The 16616-nt window shown below is 61.5% G+C and carries 18 protein-coding genes; 13 read left to right on the top strand and 5 right to left on the bottom strand.

All coding sequences use genetic code 11. The features are described from left to right. The first annotated feature begins 1 nt into the window (after position 1). Positions 2-442: a redox-sensitive transcriptional activator SoxR gene (gene soxR, locus A0W34_RS26565; protein WP_003943238.1), complete on the top strand. Its 441-nt coding sequence runs from the start codon at positions 2-4 to the stop codon at positions 440-442. A gap of 12 nt (positions 443-454) precedes the next feature. Here the strand turns inward: soxR and A0W34_RS26560 are convergent, their stop codons facing one another. The 3 genes from A0W34_RS26560 to A0W34_RS26550 all read right to left on the bottom strand — a co-directional run bounded on the left by A0W34_RS26560 (position 455) and on the right by A0W34_RS26550 (position 2644). Next, positions 455-1261, bottom strand: coding sequence for an ABC transporter ATP-binding protein (locus tag A0W34_RS26560; protein ID WP_003943111.1), 807 nt, complete (start codon positions 1259-1261; stop codon positions 455-457). Positions 1262-1276: 15 nt separating this feature from the next. Then, the gene (locus A0W34_RS26555) at positions 1277-1981 is read right to left on the bottom strand and encodes a FadR/GntR family transcriptional regulator (protein ID WP_003943086.1); all 705 of its coding nucleotides are present in this window, start codon (positions 1979-1981) and stop codon (positions 1277-1279) included. A gap of 102 nt (positions 1982-2083) precedes the next feature. After that, positions 2084-2644: a QsdR family transcriptional regulator gene (locus A0W34_RS26550; protein WP_003943195.1), complete on the bottom strand. Its 561-nt coding sequence runs from the start codon at positions 2642-2644 to the stop codon at positions 2084-2086. 157 nt (positions 2645-2801) lie between these two features. Between A0W34_RS26550 and A0W34_RS26545 the strand changes: the two genes are divergently transcribed. From A0W34_RS26545 to A0W34_RS26520, 6 genes are all read left to right on the top strand, one after another. Then, positions 2802-3773: a phosphotriesterase family protein gene (locus A0W34_RS26545; RefSeq protein WP_081558540.1), complete on the top strand. Its 972-nt coding sequence runs from the start codon at positions 2802-2804 to the stop codon at positions 3771-3773. Positions 3774-3776: 3 nt separating this feature from the next. After that, positions 3777-5432 (top strand): AMP-binding protein, encoded by a 1656-nt coding sequence (locus A0W34_RS26540; RefSeq protein ID WP_081558539.1) that lies wholly within the window; start codon positions 3777-3779, stop codon positions 5430-5432. A 250-nt stretch (positions 5433-5682) separates the two neighbouring features. Further along, a complete protein-coding gene (locus A0W34_RS26535) occupies positions 5683-7074 on the top strand; it encodes an MFS transporter (RefSeq protein ID WP_030536042.1) in 1392 nt (463 codons plus the stop codon). Positions 7075-7142: 68 nt separating this feature from the next. Next, positions 7143-7817 (top strand): TetR/AcrR family transcriptional regulator, encoded by a 675-nt coding sequence (locus tag A0W34_RS26530; RefSeq protein ID WP_007730817.1) that lies wholly within the window; start codon positions 7143-7145, stop codon positions 7815-7817. Positions 7818-7855: 38 nt separating this feature from the next. Continuing rightward, on the top strand, positions 7856-8488 hold the full coding sequence (locus A0W34_RS26525) for an HAD family hydrolase (protein WP_063315558.1): 633 nt from the start codon (positions 7856-7858) through the stop codon (positions 8486-8488). A 55-nt stretch (positions 8489-8543) separates the two neighbouring features. Beyond that, the gene (locus A0W34_RS26520) at positions 8544-8831 is read left to right on the top strand and encodes a putative quinol monooxygenase (RefSeq protein WP_042446304.1); all 288 of its coding nucleotides are present in this window, start codon (positions 8544-8546) and stop codon (positions 8829-8831) included. 74 nt (positions 8832-8905) lie between these two features. Here A0W34_RS26520 and A0W34_RS26515 read toward each other — a convergent pair whose 3' ends face one another. Further along, positions 8906-10408 (bottom strand): class I adenylate-forming enzyme family protein, encoded by a 1503-nt coding sequence (locus A0W34_RS26515; RefSeq protein ID WP_063315559.1) that lies wholly within the window; start codon positions 10406-10408, stop codon positions 8906-8908. 137 nt (positions 10409-10545) lie between these two features. Here A0W34_RS26515 and A0W34_RS26510 point away from each other — a divergent pair, with 137 nt between their 5' ends. After that, complete coding sequence (locus A0W34_RS26510) at positions 10546-11226, top strand: TetR/AcrR family transcriptional regulator (protein WP_054187502.1); 681 nt, start codon at positions 10546-10548, stop codon at positions 11224-11226. Positions 11227-11299: 73 nt separating this feature from the next. Here A0W34_RS26510 and A0W34_RS26505 read toward each other — a convergent pair whose 3' ends face one another. Continuing rightward, a complete protein-coding gene (locus A0W34_RS26505) occupies positions 11300-11776 on the bottom strand; it encodes a MaoC family dehydratase (RefSeq protein ID WP_003942878.1) in 477 nt (158 codons plus the stop codon). Between the two features lie 157 nt (positions 11777-11933). Here A0W34_RS26505 and A0W34_RS26500 point away from each other — a divergent pair, with 157 nt between their 5' ends. From A0W34_RS26500 to A0W34_RS26480, 5 genes are read left to right on the top strand one after another with little or no spacing between them, the layout of a single operon-like run. Next, on the top strand, positions 11934-12755 hold the full coding sequence (locus A0W34_RS26500; protein ID WP_003942864.1) for an SDR family oxidoreductase: 822 nt from the start codon (positions 11934-11936) through the stop codon (positions 12753-12755). Further along, positions 12752-13555 carry an enoyl-CoA hydratase-related protein gene (locus tag A0W34_RS26495; protein ID WP_050656976.1) on the top strand — a complete coding sequence of 268 codons (804 nt, stop codon included), beginning with the start codon at positions 12752-12754 and terminating at the stop codon, positions 13553-13555. The genes A0W34_RS26500 and A0W34_RS26495 overlap by 4 nt, the downstream gene beginning before the upstream one ends. Continuing rightward, a complete protein-coding gene (locus A0W34_RS26490) occupies positions 13542-14762 on the top strand; it encodes an acyl-CoA dehydrogenase family protein (RefSeq protein ID WP_019745701.1) in 1221 nt (406 codons plus the stop codon). Before A0W34_RS26495 ends, A0W34_RS26490 begins: the two co-directional genes overlap by 14 nt. A 1-nt stretch (position 14763) precedes the next feature. Then, the gene (locus tag A0W34_RS26485; protein ID WP_007730827.1) at positions 14764-15546 is read left to right on the top strand and encodes an SDR family oxidoreductase; all 783 of its coding nucleotides are present in this window, start codon (positions 14764-14766) and stop codon (positions 15544-15546) included. Beyond that, positions 15539-16573: a phosphotransferase family protein gene (locus tag A0W34_RS26480; RefSeq protein ID WP_030536037.1), complete on the top strand. Its 1035-nt coding sequence runs from the start codon at positions 15539-15541 to the stop codon at positions 16571-16573. The genes A0W34_RS26485 and A0W34_RS26480 overlap by 8 nt, the downstream gene beginning before the upstream one ends. Positions 16574-16616 lie beyond the last annotated feature (43 nt).

The following is a 16616-nucleotide window of genomic DNA, read 5'->3' as shown; positions in this document are numbered from 1 at the left end:
AATGATCCGTAAGAGTGACGAACTTCTCTCGATCGGTGAGGTATCGGAGCGCACTGGCGTCGCCGTGTCGGCTGTGCGCTACTACGAAACACTCGGTCTGGTTCCTGCGGAGCGGACGGCAGGAAATATGAGGAAGTTCCCGCGGCACTCGATCCGGCGGGTGTCGCTGATCCAGTTGGCAGTCAGGTTCGGGATACCTCTGGCCGAAGTTGCCGAAGTATTCGGATCGTTGCCGCAGGGTCGAACTCCGACGAAGAAGGACTGGCGCAAGATTTCCACGGAGTGGAATCAGCGCCTCGAGGATCGCAAGCAGGCCATCAACCGGATGCAGGACGAACTGACGGGCTGTATCGGCTGCGGGTGTCTGTCACTGAAAACATGCAACCTGCTCAACCCTGGAGACGAACTGGGCCGGGAGGGACCCGGCGCCAGGCGTCTCTGAAACTACTGTCGGTCACACTCTTTCGCGTGGCCGCGACTGGGCATTCCACCGACCACCACGACGCTCGATCTCGATGGGATGCGAGAAGCACTCGCTGATGTTCTGGGTGGTGATCACATCCTCGGCGAGGCCGCTGGCGGTCACGACGCCGTCCTTGATCAGAAGAGCATGTGTGGTGGTGCTGGGGATCTCCTCGATGTGGTGCGTCACGAGGATGCTGGCAAGTGACGGGTTCTGATTGCGGAGGTCGTCCAGTGCCGTCAAGAGTTGTTCGCGTGCAGCAAGATCGAGCCCGGTCGCCGGTTCGTCGAGCAGAAGCAGGCGCGGTTCGACCATGAGTGCGCGGGCGATCAGGGCTCGTCCCCGTTCGCCTTGGGACAAGTTGGGCCACAGTGCGTCCGAACGCGGACTCATTCCGAGTAGATCGATCAGTGCGTCGGCGTGAGCCTCTTGCTCCGGCGTCGGTGACCAGCGCGGCATCACCTCGGTGGTGTTGGTGAGGCCGGTGATCACGACGTTGCGGACGGTGATCGGAATTCCGATCGTGTGACGAGGGTTCACGTGCCCGATGTCCATCCGCAGTTCCCTCATGTCGACGCGGCCCAACTTGTGGCCGAGGACGTAAACGGAACCGCGAGTCGGGTGGGCGGTTGCTCCGAGCAGGCTCAGAAGCGTGCTCTTGCCCGCGCCGTTCGCGCCGAGGAGGACCCAGTGTTGTCCGGGTTCGATCGAAATGTTGATGTCTTTCAACAAGTATCGGCCGTCGCGGACGAGATCCACGTGTTCGGTCGACAGAACTGTGCCGGTGGGGTGTTGCACGAGAACTAACCTCTCTTAGGCGTCGAGCACACGCAGTCGTCGTAGGACGGTGTCGATGTTTGCTCGAGTTGCCGCTACCGCGGCTTCTGGGTCGGCGTCTTGAAGGGCCTCGACCAACTGATCATGGGCATGTGAGGTGTCGGGGACGCCGGCCTCGTGGGCCATCATCTCGACGAGGGATTCACGAAGGAGTGGACGCACCGACGTGAAAAGCGAGAGCAGAACTGCGTTTCCTGACAGTCGAACGACTTCGGTGTGGAAGTCGAGGTCGACGTCGACGAACTTCTCGACATCACCCTCGAAATGACTGTGTCGCATGGTCAGTCGACGCCGCAGGCCGTCGAGGTCCTCAGGTTGTACCCGCTCCGCGGCCAGTCTGGCGGCCTCGATCTCGAGTGCGCGACGGACTTCGAAGACCTCGAGGATCCTCGAGCGTCGAAGAAGTTTGGTGAATTCGTCGACGTGCTCGAGTTCGGACGCGGCAGCCACGAAGGTTCCGACGCCGTGTCGGACTTCGAGTAGTCCGTCGCGAGCGAGGAGGCGGATTGCCTCGCGAATCGAGGAACGCCCGACGCCGAGTTCGACGGCGAGGGCCGCCTCGCTCGGTATGCGCTCGGACGGCGCCCACGTTCCATGCATGATTCGCCCGCGCAGCAACTGTTCGAGTTGCGGTACCAGCGGACCACTGCGAAGTGTGAATCCTGTGTGGTCGTCGGACACTGCTTGCCTCTCGGGTGGGTACCGAAAGAGTAACAACTCATCAGACGTCTGAGGACTCGGGTGGCCGGTGTGTCGCCGTAGTGTTCACGCGGTCGAAGCGTGTCAGTTGCGGGTGACGCCGAGGAGCAGTGCGATCAGGTCGAGAGCCGTCTCGATCTCGGCCTTTTCTCGGCCGAGCAGGGGGGCGTAGAGGTGTACGTCGCAGATGCGAACGAGGGCTTCGCCCAGCACTTGCGGCGAGAGCGTGATCGTCAGTTGGCCGGCGTCGACCTGGGACTGCAAGATTTCGGCGGTGATGGAGGCGGAGATCGATTCGATGGAGCCGGGCATCATCGCGAGTTTGATGAACACCATCGGTTCGCGTTTGGTCAGCGCGCGCAGTTCTGTCGACGATTCCACCGATCGCATAACGCGGCCGAAGACGTCGAGAATGTACTCCGGACCTTGCCCCGACGCCTGTGACATCGCCTTTCGGTATGTCCGTTCGGTGGCCTCGGCCAGCACTGTTCCGAGCAGTTCGTCGCGGTTGCCGACCCAGCGGTACAGCGTCGCGCGGCCTACGCCGAGACGTTCGGCGAGCAGTGACATGTCGAGTGGTTCCTCCGCGAGGTACATGCTCGCGGCGGTGTCGATCGCGCGTCGGCGTTCGAGGTCGGTAGGCATCGGGACATTCTCTCCGGTTGTCCGGTACTGCACAATTTCGGCCGTTGAAAAATGGTGAGCCTCGGGGGATCGAGCCTATTGACGAACCTGGCCACGTGAGACACACTAGCTCATTGTCTCATGTTAGTGATGGCGATCACAGTCAGGGGTTCGATCGATGAGTTCAGTACAAACCGTTCGTGGGCCGGTGGATACAGCCGATCTGGGAAAGGTGTTGATGCACGAGCATGTCTTCGTTCTGGGTGAGGAGTTGCGCCAGAACTACCCCGACTACCCCGAACCCTGGGACGAGGAAGTACGGGTAGCGGACGCGGTGGCAAAGCTGACCGAGGTGAAGTCCCGCGGAATCAGCACGATCGTCGATCCCACGGTGATCGGCCTCGGCCGGTACATTCCGCGCATCGTCCGGATCAACGAGCAGGTCGATCTCAACATCATCGTTGCTACCGGCATCTACACCTACAACGACATTCCCTTCCAATTCCATTACACCGGAACGGGATTGCTGTTCGACGGCCCCGAGCCGATGGTCGAACTGTTCGTCAAGGACATCAGGGAAGGAATCGCCGGAACCGGTGTCCGAGCCTCCTTCCTGAAGTGCGCCATCGAGGAGCCGGGCCTTACCCCCGGCGTCGAGCGGGTCATGCGCGCGGTCGGACAGTCGCAGGTGGAAACGGGAGTGCCGATCACCGTGCACACCAATCCGCACACTGAATCCGGGCTGGTCGCGCAGAAGGTTCTGGCCGAAGAGGGTGCGGATCTGACCAAGGTGGTCATCGGTCACTCCGGCGACACCACCGATCTCGACTATCTGTGTGCGCTGGCCGATGCCGGTTCGCTACTGGGGATGGACCGTTTCGGTCTCGAACCGTTCCTGTCGTTCGAGGATCGTGTCAACACGGTGGTGGAGATGGCCCGTCGCGGTTACGCGGAGAAGATGGTTCTGGCACATGACGCGTCGTGTTTCATCGACTACTTCCCCAGTGCTGCAAGAGAAGCGGCACTTCCGAACTGGAACTACACCCACATCAGTGATGATGTCATTCCGGCGCTGCTCGAACGTGGTGTCACCGAAGACCAGGTCAAGGCGATGCTGGTGGACAACCCACGTCGGTACTTCGAGAGCTGAGATATGACCAACGTGTACGAGAGCAAGCCCTGGCTCGCCAATTACGACGCCGACACTCCGCCGAACGTAGACATCGAGCACGTCGACGCCCTCGCGATGTTCCGTGCTTCGCTGGAGCGCGATCGCACTGCCCCGATCATCAGGTACTTCGACAGGACCGTCAGCTTTGCCGAGCTCGACGAGATGTCGGATGCGCTTGCCGTAGCCCTCGCCAAGGATGGAATCGGGTTCGCAGACAGAGTTTCCTTTGTCCTGCAGAATGTTCCGCAGTTCGTGATCGCGACAGTCGCGGTCTGGAAGCTCGGTGCCGTCGTCGTTCCGGTCAATCCGATGTACCGCGACCGTGAGCTGTCCACCGTACTGGCCGACAGCGGAGCGGCGGCAGTCATCTGTCTCGAGTCCTCGGCCGAGACCGTGGCGACTGCGTCCGAGGGCACCGCAGTGCGACGGGTGATCACCACGTCGGAACTGGATTTTCAGTCGCGCGACGATGAACGGATCTTCGGTTCGGCGTCCAGGATTCGGCACGATGGATTTCCGGATCTACTGGAATTGATCGAGGCTCATCGAGGGCAGAAGCCCGAGAAGGTCGATCTGTCCCCGGAAGACCTTGCCTACCTTCCCTATACGTCAGGGACAACCGGCCCGCCGAAGGGGTCGATGAACACGCACTCAAATGTCGTGTTCGCAGCGCAGATCTATCGGGACTGGCTGGGGTTGCGCCCCGGCGGCGCGATGTTCGCGGTGGCGCCACTGTTCCATATCACCGGGTTGATCGGGCACGTCGCGGCTCCACTCCTAGCCGGCGCGCCCACGATTCTGACCTGCCGATTCCATCCCATCGTTGCAGCGGAGTCAATTTCGGAGCATCGGGCTACCGCGATCATCGGAGCGATCACGGTATTCATCGCGTGGACGGACAGCGCCGCAGTCTCGAAGGAATCTTTGAGCTCTCTCGAGTCGGTGTATTCGGGTGGCGCGCCGATCCCGCACGCGGCGTTGGAAGCGTTCCGGGCGAAGTTCGGTCACTACATTCACAACGGCTACGGGCTGACCGAGACGAACAGCCCGGCAATCGTGGTGCCGAATTCGCGTGAAGCGCCGGTAGATCCGGCGTCGGGGGCCGTTGCTGTCGGCGTACCGGTATCGAATACGTACGCCGAGGTGGTGGACGAGAACGACAAGCCGGTACAGGTCGGGGAGTACGGCGAGATCGTGGTCTCCGGTCCCCAGGTTGCACTCGGATACTGGAACAAGCCGGACGAGACCGCACATGCCATGCCGGACGGGCGTTTTCACACCGGCGACATCGGAGTCATGGACGGCGACGGTTGGTTTTACATCGTCGACCGGATGAAGGATCAGATAAATGCGTCGGGCTTCAAAGTGTGGCCACGCGAAGTGGAAGATGTTCTTTACGAACACCCCGCCGTACGAGAGGCTGCTGTCGTCGGTGTCATGGATCCGTATCGCGGCGAAACCGTGAAGGCCTTCGTGTCCTTCAAGGACGGTGCCGAGGCGACCACCGAGGATCTGGTCGAGTTCTGCAAGGAAAGGCTTGCAGCATACAAGTATCCACGCATCGTCGAGGTCATGAATGACCTCCCGAAAACAGTGAGCGGCAAGATTCTTCGTCGTGAACTGCGGGTACCGAACTAGATCTGCCTGACAAACGAATTGCCGGCCGCCGACAAGGTGAGCCGGCCATTCGTCGTGGTGGCTGACGAGCATCGGTAGGGGATTTAGTCCCCTATGCGGCAATGCATTTCAGTGATTGACATCACTCTTTTTGTATCGCAGACTGATCGCAACGCCACAGAGTTGAAGTTGGTGTCAGTTTCTACTTCTGGCCCGGTTCCGCTTCTCAACTCCCGGCGCGACGAGCGTCCGACCCATCGAGGAGTAACCCATGACGAGATCGGCAGTGGATTCGAGCACGCAGGCAGGGGGCCTGTCCGATCAGGAACGGAAGAAGAAGAAGGCGCACCGCAAACTTCTCGGCGCGGGACTGCTCGGCAGTTCCATCGAGTGGTACGACTTCTTCTTGTACGGAACGGCTGCGGCACTGGTCTTTCCGCATGTGTTCTTCCCCGATTCATCCGCACTGATGGGCACATTGCTCTCGTTCAGTACGTTCTGGGCCGGCTTCGTTGCCCGCCCCATCGGCGGTTTGGTCGCCGGACACTTCGGCGACAAGTATGGGCGTAAGCCCGCTGTCGTCACCTGCCTGTTGCTGATGGCTGTCGCGACGTTCCTGATCGGCGCGATCCCGAGTGCTTCGGCAATCGGCGTCGTCGCTCCGATTCTTCTGGTGACACTGCGATTCATCCAAGGTCTCGCCTGCGGTGGCCAGTGGGGCGGAATCGTCCTTCTCCTCACCGAATCCGCGAGTCCCAAGAAGCGCGGATTCTCAGGCACTTTCGGTCAGATGGGTGTCTCGTTCGGTGTAGTGCTGGGCAACCTGGTCTTCCTCGTCGCGACCGCGACCATTTCCAATGATGCATTCCTGAGCTGGGGTTGGCGAGTTCCGTTCTTCGCCAGCGCGCTGCTCTTCCCTGTGGTTCTGTACATCCAGACGAAGGTCGAGGACACGCCGGAATTCCTCGAGTTGCAGGAAGACGCCAAGAAGAACCAAAAGGACGTCGTCGTTCAGGCTCCACTGGCGCAGGCGCTCAAGGATCACTGGCGCAAGATTCTGCTCGGTTGCGGACTTCTGGCCGCCACCAATGCACTGTTCTACATCAGCATCGCCGGCGTGCTCAGCTACGGCACAACCGAACTGGGGTTGAAGCGGAACTCACTGCTCATCATCTCGCTCCTGAGCGCGTTGCTGACAGTCGGCGTGGTGCTGTGGTCCGGGAAGATGTCCGACAAGATCGGTCGTCGTCCGATGATCCTGATCGGCGCCGCGGCGATCGTGGTCTGGGCATTCCCGTACTTCTGGTTGATCAACACCAAGTCCCTGCCGCTGTTCTTCATCGCGGTGACGGTTGGCAGCGTGTTCCAGTCGATGACCTACGGGCCGATCGCGGCATACATGGGTGAGCTGTTCGCACCCAACGTGCGCTACTCGGCAGCATCGTTGGCCTACCAGTTGGCTGCGATCACGGTCAGCGGTGGCACTCCGTTCATCATGACAGCACTTATCGCGAAGACCGGAACCACGACATGGGTTGCCGTGTTCGTGGCACTCATGGGCTTGGTGACCTTCTTCAGTGCCTGGGTGCTGAAAGAGACCAACCCGAAGGAAGTTCGGGACGATCCGAACGCAATTCCGGGCGCGCACCTGTACGCCAAGTAACTCTTTCGGTTTCGAGCAGACGCCCGCTATCGGTCACCGGTAGCGGGCGTCTGACGTATAACTGGAGCATGGCTGCAGCACGCACAGGCTCCGAAGATGCTTCGTCGACAGTGTCACGGGAACTCCCCTCCACTCAGCGTGGTTTGCGTACGCGGCGAGCGTTGATCGATGCGGCCCGCACCGTTTTCGAACGGTCCGGCTATCTGGACTCGCGGCTGATCGACATCACTGTGGAGGCGCAGTGCTCGGCCGGTACCTTCTACACCTACTTCGCGAGCAAAGAAGAGATCTTCGCGGCAGTGATGGAGTTGGCACGCGAAGACATGATGCATCCGGGTATGCCGCACACTCCGAAAGGCGCGGATCCTGCTGAGGTCATCGCGGCGAGTAACCGCGCGTACCTCGAGGCGTACCGACGGAACGCGAAGCTGATGGGACTGCTCGAGCAGGTAGCAAGCATCGATCCGGAGTTCCGGGTTCTCCGCCTCGAGCGTGCTGACGCGTTTGTTCGACGCAACGCGCGCAGTATCGAGAAGCTGCAGAAGGCCGGACTGGCGGACGCGAATCTGGATCCGCTACTGACGTCTCGGGCACTCTCCGGGATGATCAGTCGACTTGCGTTCGGGTACTTCGTATCCCGCGGCGGCGAGGACGGCGCCGCCGGAGTGACCTTCGACGGTCTGCTCGATACCGTCAACCGGTTGTGGATCAACACTTTGCAATTCTCGCTACGCCGAAATTGATGTTGACGCCGGGTTCATGTTTGGTGTCTGATGGAGCAATGACACCTACGCGTACGGCAGTGCTCGTCGATTTCGGTGGAGTTCTCACCTCCAGTGTTCTTCAGGCCTTCGAAGACTTCGGGGCCTCGCTTGGCGGCGACCCACGACTTCCGTTGACCCTGCTCTCCCGCGACGACGTCTCGAAGAGACTGCTCTCCGATCACGAATCCGGAAAGATCGACCAGGAGGCCTTCGAAGCAGGATTCAGGGAACGGCTACGAGCGCACGGCGCCGTCGTGGACAGCGAAGGATTGGTCGACCGTATGCAGGCCGGGCTTGTCCGAGACGAAGAGATGGTGCGACTGATTGCGGACGTCAGAGCGGCGGGTCACCCTGTTGCGCTCGTGTCCAATGCTTTCGGGCGTGATTGCTACGCGGGTTTTGTGCTCGAGGACCTCGCCGACGAAGTGGTGATCTCCTCGGAAGTCGGGATTCGTAAGCCCTCTCGTCAGATCTACACCATCGCGTGCGAGCGGCTGGGTGTTGCGCCCGAAGGCGCCGTGATGATCGATGACCTGCAACAGAACCTCGACGGCGCGGCACGATTGGGGATCGCCGGCATTCTCCACACCGATGCGGAAAGCACTCGCAGTCAGTTGGAATCGACGTTCGGACTACTGCCCATGCAGTGAAACTGTAGGTTCTCGGTAACACTCGAATACTGCTGGAACACTTTTGGAGGAATGAATGATTGCTGTCATCGCGGATATCACCGTCAAAGACGGAAGCGGCGAACAGTTCGAAGCCGTAGTCGCCGAACTTGCCGAGAAGGTGCGCACGGAAGAGCCCGGAACGGTTCTGTATCAACTGATCCGCTCGAAGACGGATACGAATTCCTACAAGTTCATGGAGCTGTATCAAGACGGTGCTGCGATCAAGGCCCATGGATCGTCCGAGCATTTCCAGGCCGCAGGAAAGGCGATGGCGCCCTTCCTCGCAGGCGCCCCGCAGATCGAGTACTTCGACGCACTCTGAGCGTATGGACAGGGCACTCTGAGCGCATGGACAGGTGAACCCCGGCGAAATCTCGCCGGGGTTCACCTGTGTTTTCAGTTCTGCTTCTGGGCGAGGAGTTCGGTGCGGTCGATCGATCGCTTGAGGATCTTTCCCGTCGAACCCTTCGGGAGCGCGTCGATGAACTGGACGACCCGCGGAATCTTGTAGGCGGACAGACGTTCCCGAGCCCACGAGGTGACGTCATCTGCTTCGAGGTCGGAGCCTGGGCGCACGGCCACCACCGCCGCAACCTCCTCGCCGTAGTAGTCGTCGGGTATACCGATCACCGCGGCCTCGATGATGTCGGGGTGCTGGTAGAGCACCTCTTCGACCTCGCCTGGATAGACGTTGTATCCACCGCGGATGATGAGGTCCTTGACGCGGTCGACGATGCGAAGGTCACCGTCGGCGTCGGTCTCGCCGAGGTCTCCGGTGCGGAACCATCCGTCGTCGGACAGGACGGCGGCCGTGTCGGCCGGGCGCTTCCAGTAGCCCTTCATGACCGTCGGTCCTTTGATGAATACCTCGCCCACTGTGCCTGCCTGGCAGACATTTCCGTCGTGATCACGGACCTCGACCTCGGTGCGCGGTACGGCGCGGCCGGTGTATCCGATCTTTGCGACGCGGTCGATGCTGTTGAAAGTTCCGAATGCGCTCGTCTCGGTCAGGCCGTAGCCCTCGAGGATTGTGCAGTTGAACCGTGCTTCGAAGGCGCGAGCGACTTCACCGGGAAGTGATGCGCCACCGGAGATTGCGATCCGCAGTTGTTCGAAGTCGGAGCTGTCCACGTCGGCTGCGGCGTGCAGCATGGCATTCCACATGGTGGGGACGCCCGCCATGATGGTGAGCTTGTCCCGACGCACCAGGTCGAGCATGGCGGCCGGGTCGAACCGGGCGAGCAGGGACAGTGATCCGCCGCCGGTGAAGGTTGCCATCATCACCGAACCCTGGCCGAAGATGTGAAAGAGCGGCAGTCCGGTACCGGTGCGGTCCGAGGGATTTCCGCGGCTGCTCTCGGCGCCGATCTCACCGGCAGACAACAGATTCCCGACCGTCAGCTGAGCGCCCTTCGGACGTCCGGTGGTACCGGAGGTGTAGAGAATCGCCGTGGTGTCCGCTGTGTCGCGGTCGACCACCGTTGCCGGTGGATGGTCGGCCTTCGCCGATTCTTCGGTGAGCGTCCACACCGGGACGCCGCGCGCACTCCCTGCATCCTGAACTGCGGGACCGAGCTGGTGCCAGGCGATCGCCAGCGAAATCTCGGCGTCGTCCAGTACGTACTCGACTTCGGGTTGCGCCGACATCGTGTTGATGGGCACCACGACACAACCTGCAGCCTGAATCCCCATGTATGCCACGATGAATTCAGGCACCGACGGCGCCGCGAGCAGAACCCGGTCGCCGATGCTCAACCCTTCGTCGCGAATGCGGCCGGCGAACGCCAGAGACGCGTCGTGAAGCTGTCGGTATGTCCAATGACTATCCGTGCCGCGAATTGCAATATTTTCCGGAGTGGCTTCCGCGTGACGGGTCACCGGGTCGAGAACGCTAACCATGGTTCTGCCTTTCGGGAGGAATCGACCGATTGTGTGTCCTGGGTCTCACCAGAGCGTACACTTGAATCCGGCGTCAACATCGAGTCTGCTGGGATTGTCCCGAAAATGATGTTGATCGGAAGGATGAGGAGCGCACCGTGCTCGACGACGAATCGCGAATTGCCGCCTTACCGGTGGCTCCGCCCGCGCTGCTCCGGGATCGACCGACCACCGAGCGGGGGACACGCACGCGTGCGGCATTGGTTGCTGCTGCCCGTAAGGTTTTCGAGCGCAGTGGCTATCTCGATGCACGTTTGATCGACATCGCAAAAGAAGCCGGTTGCGCGACGGGATCGTTCTACACGTACTTCGCGAACAAGGAAGAGGTGTTCGCCGCCGTCCTCGAGGTCGCGCGAGACGACATGATGCACCCGGGCATGGGACGCGTTGCGAGCGCGGACGATCCGTACGCCGTGCTCGAGGCAAGTAATCGAGCGTATCTGGCCGCGTATCAACGCAATGCGAAGTTGATGGGGCTCATGGAGCAGGTTGCTCACATCGACCCGGAGTTCCGGAAGTTCCGCAGCGAGCGTGCCAATGCGTTCATACGCCGTAATGCCCGCGGGATCGCAGATCTGCAGTCCCGCGGCATCGCGGACACGGCGCTGGATCCGATGACGGCGTCGATTGCTCTGTCCGGCATGGTGAGTCGACTCGCCTACAGTCTGTTCACCCTTCGTGAGGGTGAGGTGGACGGGCGTTCACCGGAGTTCGATCAGATTGTCGCCACTGTGACCGATCTGTGGGCGAACGCTCTGAAGTTCCCCGACCGTCTCTGACGAGGTGGGCCGCCCCGGCTGCATCGATGTTCGAGCGGCCGGGCGTCCCAGTCTCGGTTCAGCTCTTTTCGGTTCAGCTCTTTTCGACGACGCGAGCGACGGATTCGGCGACCACGACGGGCTTGTCGGAACCCTCGCGCTCGACCACCTGGCTCATCTTCACTTGGATTCCGCCGGGCAACTGCTCCGCGGACACGACGGTTGCGCGCATGCGGACCCGGGATCCCACGGGAACGGGAGCGGGGAAGCGAACCTTGTCGTAGCCGTAATTGAGGCTGTGGGCGAAGCCGTCGAAGTGGATGAGTTGGTAGGAGAACTGGGGTCCCAGTGAGAGGCTGAAGAGTCCGTGCGCGATCGTGCTGCCGAGCGGGCTCGATGCGGCTCGTTCCGGGTCGACATGAATCCACTGATGATCGTTTGTGGCTTCGGCGAACGCGTTGATGCGCTCCTGGGTGATGTCGTACCACTCCGTCGGGCCAAGTTCCTGGCCGATGAGCTTCTCGAGCTCGGCGAAGGTGGACGGGCGGACGGGCAATTGGTTTTCAGTCATCGTTATCCCTTTACTCGCAGTTCAGGAGGACGGAACGGGCCGTTCGGGTGACCGTCGCGATTCGACGGTTGAAACTGACGCCGGATTCAACTATACATGAGGGGAGACGTGGATCACTGTCAGCGCGTAGGTATGACGCAAGCGAGAGGAATCGCTCATGAAGGTTGCCCAGAAGGTAGCAATTGTCACCGGTGGCGGCGGGGGAATCGGCGGTGCACTGGCCGAGCGACTGGCTGCCGAGGGTGCTCGCGTCGTAGTGGCTGACCTGGACGGGGCAGCAGCTTCGGCAGTAGCAGAGGCGATCAACGCGGAGCGTCCCGGAGCGGCCGTGTCTGCCGGTGGCGACGTCTCCGACGAGACGGTCATTGCGGGCCTGATCGCGCAGGCGGAAAAGGAATTCGGCCCGGTCGACCTCTACTTCGCCAATGCCGGCGTTACCGGTGGCATGGGCCTCGACATCAGTGAAGACGTCTGGGACACGACGATCGACGTCAACGTTCGCGCCCACATTCGCGCTGCCAGGCTCCTCGTCCCCGGCTGGACGGAGCGCGGGGAGGGCTACTTCATCAGCACGGCCTCTGCGGCCGGCTTGCTCAGTCAGGTCGGGTCCGCCGCGTACTCGGTGACCAAACATGCCGCGGTCGCGTTTGCCGAGTGGCTCTCGATCACCTACGGAGATCAGGGTGTTCGCGTCAGTTGCCTGTGCCCGATGGGCGTCAACACCAAGCTTCTCTACGAAGGTGAGAACTCCGGCGATCCGGTCGGCAAGGCCGCAACCGGAGCCGTGCTTGCGGCAGGCAATGTTCTCGAGCCTGCCGAATGCGCCGAAATCGTTCTTGCGGCAGTGGATGCCGAAGAGTTTCTCATCCTTCCGCACAAGAACGTGCTGGACATGTACCGGCAGAAGGGCGCCGACTACGACCGTTGGCTGCGCGGGATGCGCCGGTACCAGGCGTCGCTCCTCGCGGGAACACGATGACCGAGGAACTCGTCCTCTCCGAGCAGAGAGGAGCGGTGCTGGTTCTGACATTCAATCGGCCCCGCGTTCTCAACGCGTGGACCAACGAGCTCGAAGATCAGTACTACGACTTTCTGGCCGTGGCAGACGAAGATCCCAGTGTCCGAGCAATTGTTGTCACCGGCTCCGGCCGAGGATTCTGCTCGGGGGCTGACCTCGGCAATTTGAAGAACGTCGGCGAAGTCTCCGAAAGTGATCTTGTCCGGCCGCGAGACCGTCATTTCCCGACCACCATCCGCAAGCCGCTGATCGCCGCCGTCAACGGCGTCGCTGCCGGGCTCGGAATGGTCGAGGCTCTGTACTGCGACGTTCGTTTCGGTTCGAGCGCAACACGATTCACTACCGCGTTCGCGCGTCGAGGCCTGATTGCGGAGTACGGCATCTCCTGGATGTTGCCCCGCTTGGTCGGGCACAGTCGAGCAGTCGATCTTCTGCTTTCCAGCCGGATGGTGGACGCCGACGAGGCGTACCGCATCGGTCTGATCGACCACCTGGTCACCGGCGGTGACGTTCTGGATGCGGCGATTGCTTACGCCGAGGACATCGCGGCGAACTGCTCGCCGACGTCCCTCTCCGTCATCAAATCTCAGATGAGTGCCGACGCGCACTCGACCTTCACTGATTCCGCCAGGCATGCGGAATCGCTGATGCTGAACGCATTTCACGGCCCGGATGTCGTCGAGGGTGTCAACAGCCATCTCGAACATCGAGCCCCCAATTTTCCTTCCCTCTCTGTCAGGAGTTCACATGTCAGTGTTTGAGTTCTCGGATCGCACCAAGAAGTACCAGGCCGAACTGCTCGATTTCATGGACAAGCACGTTTACCCGGCCGAAGCGGTCTACGAAGAGCAGATGCGTGAGTCCGGTAACCCGCACTTTCAGCCGCCGATCATCGACGACTTGAAGAAGGAAGCCAAGGCCCGCGGGCTGTGGAACCTCTTCCATCCCCATCCCGAATGGGGCCCCGGCCTGACCAACCTGGAATACGCACCGCTCGCGGAGATCATGGGCCGCAGCCACCTGGCCTCCGAGGCCACCAACTGCGCCGCTCCGGACACGGGAAACATGGAGGTGCTCACGCTCTTCGGCACCGACGAGCACAAGGAGAAGTACCTCAAGCCGCTTCTCGAAGGCGAAATTCGTTCCGCTTTCGCGATGACCGAGCCCGAGGTTGCCAGCTCCGACGCCACCAACATCCAGCTCCGTATGGACCGTGACGGCGACGAGTACGTGCTGAACGGCCGTAAGTGGTTCGCTTCCAACGCCTTGCACCAGAACTGCAAGGTTCTGATCGTCATGGGTAAGACCGACTTCAATGCCGCCACCCACCGTCAGCAGTCGATGATGGTCGTGCCGATCGATGCTCCCGGCGTCACGATCCTGCGCAACCTGCCGGTTTTCGGCTACCAGGACCGCGAAGGACACGGCGAGATCACTTTCGAGGACGTGCGCGTCCCGGCCAAGGACATTCTCGCCGGTGAGGGTGAAGGATTCGCGATCAGCCAGGCCCGCCTCGGCCCCGGCCGCATCCACCACTGCATGCGTGCAATCGGAATGGCCGAGCGCGCACTGGAACTGATGTGCAAGCGCGCATCCACCCGCATCACCTTCGGGAAGCCCGTCAGTGACAACGCGAATATCCAGGACTGGATCGCCGAGGCTCGTATCGATATCGAGATGGTTCGACTCCTCACGCTCAAGGCCGCACACATGATGGACACGGTGGGCAACAAGGAAGCGCGCACCGAGATCGCAGCCATCAAGGTTGCGGCACCGAACATCGCGCTCAAGATCATCGACCGCGCCATCCAGGTTCACGGCGGTGGCGGCGTCACCGACGACTTCCCGCTCGCGATGGCTTACGCCCACATGCGCACCCTTCGCCTGGCCGACGGCCCGGACGAGGTGCACAAGCGCGCCATCGCCAAGCAGGAACTGCGCAAGTACCGCGAAGTCAAGGCGAACTGACATGGCAGGACTGGATCTCACCGGTAAGACGGCCATCGTCACAGGCGCATCGCGGGGCATCGGCCTCGCGACCGCGCAGGCGATTGCGGCGGCGGGCGGAAACGTCGTACTGACTTCGCGCTCACAGGAATCCGCAGATGCGGCTGCCGCGCAGGTGAACGGCAACGCGATCGGCGTCGGCGCTCACGCGACGGACGAGGATGCTGCACGCAAGTGCGTCGAGCAGACGATCGAGCGTTTCGGCAGTCTCGACATCTTGGTGAACAACGCGGGCACCAACCCGTCGTTCGGGCCGATCATCAACCAGGATCACTCGCGCTTCGCCAAGACTTTCGACGTCAACGTGTGGGCTCCAGTCCTGTGGACCGGCCTCGCAGCGCGGGCCTGGATGGGCGAGCACGGTGGTTCCGTGGTCAACACCGCTTCGATCGGCGGCATGGCGTTCGAGGCGGGAATCGGTACGTACAACGCGTCGAAGGCTGCTCTGATCCACATCACCAAGCAGTTGGCGCTCGAGTTGTCACCGAAGATTCGTGTCAACGCCGTTGCGCCGGGAGTGGTGAGAACCAAACTCGCCGAAGCTCTGTGGAAAGAACACGAAGAAGCGGTGTCCGCGTCGACTGCTCTCGGACGCATCGGTGAACCCGAGGACGTGGCCGCTGCCATTGCCTTCCTGGTTTCGGATGCAGCCCAGTGGATCACCGGTGAGATCATGACCATCGACGGTGGCCAGTTGTTGGGTGACGCACTCCCGTTCCGGCAGGGAGCGTCCGTCGGTGGCTAGCGTCGGAGTAGTGGGACTCGATACCGAAGCGGTCACCGGGTGGATCGCAGGCCTGGGGATCGACTTTTCCGGGCCGTTGTCCTTCGATCGAATCGGCTTGGGGCAATCGAATCTCACGTACCTGGTTCGCGATCACGACGGCAATCGCTGGGTGCTACGACGCCCACCGCTGGGGCATCTGCTGGCCTCGGCTCACGACGTGGCGCGTGAGGCTCGAATCCTGAGCGCTCTCGAATCCACCGACGTGCCTTCGCCGCGAGTATTCGGGTTGACCGAGGATCCTGCCGTCACCGAAGTTCCGCTGCTCCTCATGGAATTCGTGGACGGCGAAGTGGTGGACCGAATGCCTCTTGCGGAGGCGTTGTCGGAAGATCGTCGCCGGGCAATCGGAATCTCGCTCGCTCAGACGCTGGCGAAGATACACGCCGTCGACCTCGAGCAGGCCGGTCTCGACGACCTGGCAAGCCACAAGCCCTACGCTGCACGGCAGTTGAAGCGTTGGGGAGGTCAATGGGAACAGTCGAAGACGCGGGAATGCCCTGATCTCGACGATCTCACCCGACGCCTGATTGCAGCCCAGCCGGATCACACTGAAACCACGTTGGTGCACGGCGACTTTCACCTACGCAATGTGATCACCTCGGCGAGCAACGGCGAAGTTGTCGCGGCCCTCGACTGGGAACTGTGCACACTCGGTGATCCGTTGGCGGACGTCGGAAGCTTGTTGGCGTACTGGCCGGCGGCTGGTGAGAATACCGGCGGCGATTTCCCGGCATCGGCACTCCCGGGATTCCCCTCGCGAGAGGAGATCTCCCGGATCTATCTCGAGGCCACCGGACGGGATCCTGCTGCGCTGAAGTTCTGGCACACGTTGGGACTGTGGAAGATTGCCGTGATCGCCGAGGGCGTGATGCGTCGCGCCCGCGACGAACCGCAGAATGCCGCCGAGAGCGGAACTCCCACCGTGGAACGTATTGACGCCTTGGTCGCCAAAGCCAGGGAAATTGCAGATCAGGCCGGGATCTGACGAGATCGTCCGGTGTCCGTCGAATCACGAAAGTATGGAGGGC

Origin of the sequence: Rhodococcus sp. BH4, assembly GCF_002079265.1 — a bacterium.
GTDB lineage: Bacteria > Actinomycetota > Actinomycetes > Mycobacteriales > Mycobacteriaceae > Rhodococcus_F > Rhodococcus_F qingshengii.
The sequence above is the reverse complement of the archived record's forward strand: the minus strand, read 5'-3'. Positions and strand labels throughout refer to the sequence as shown.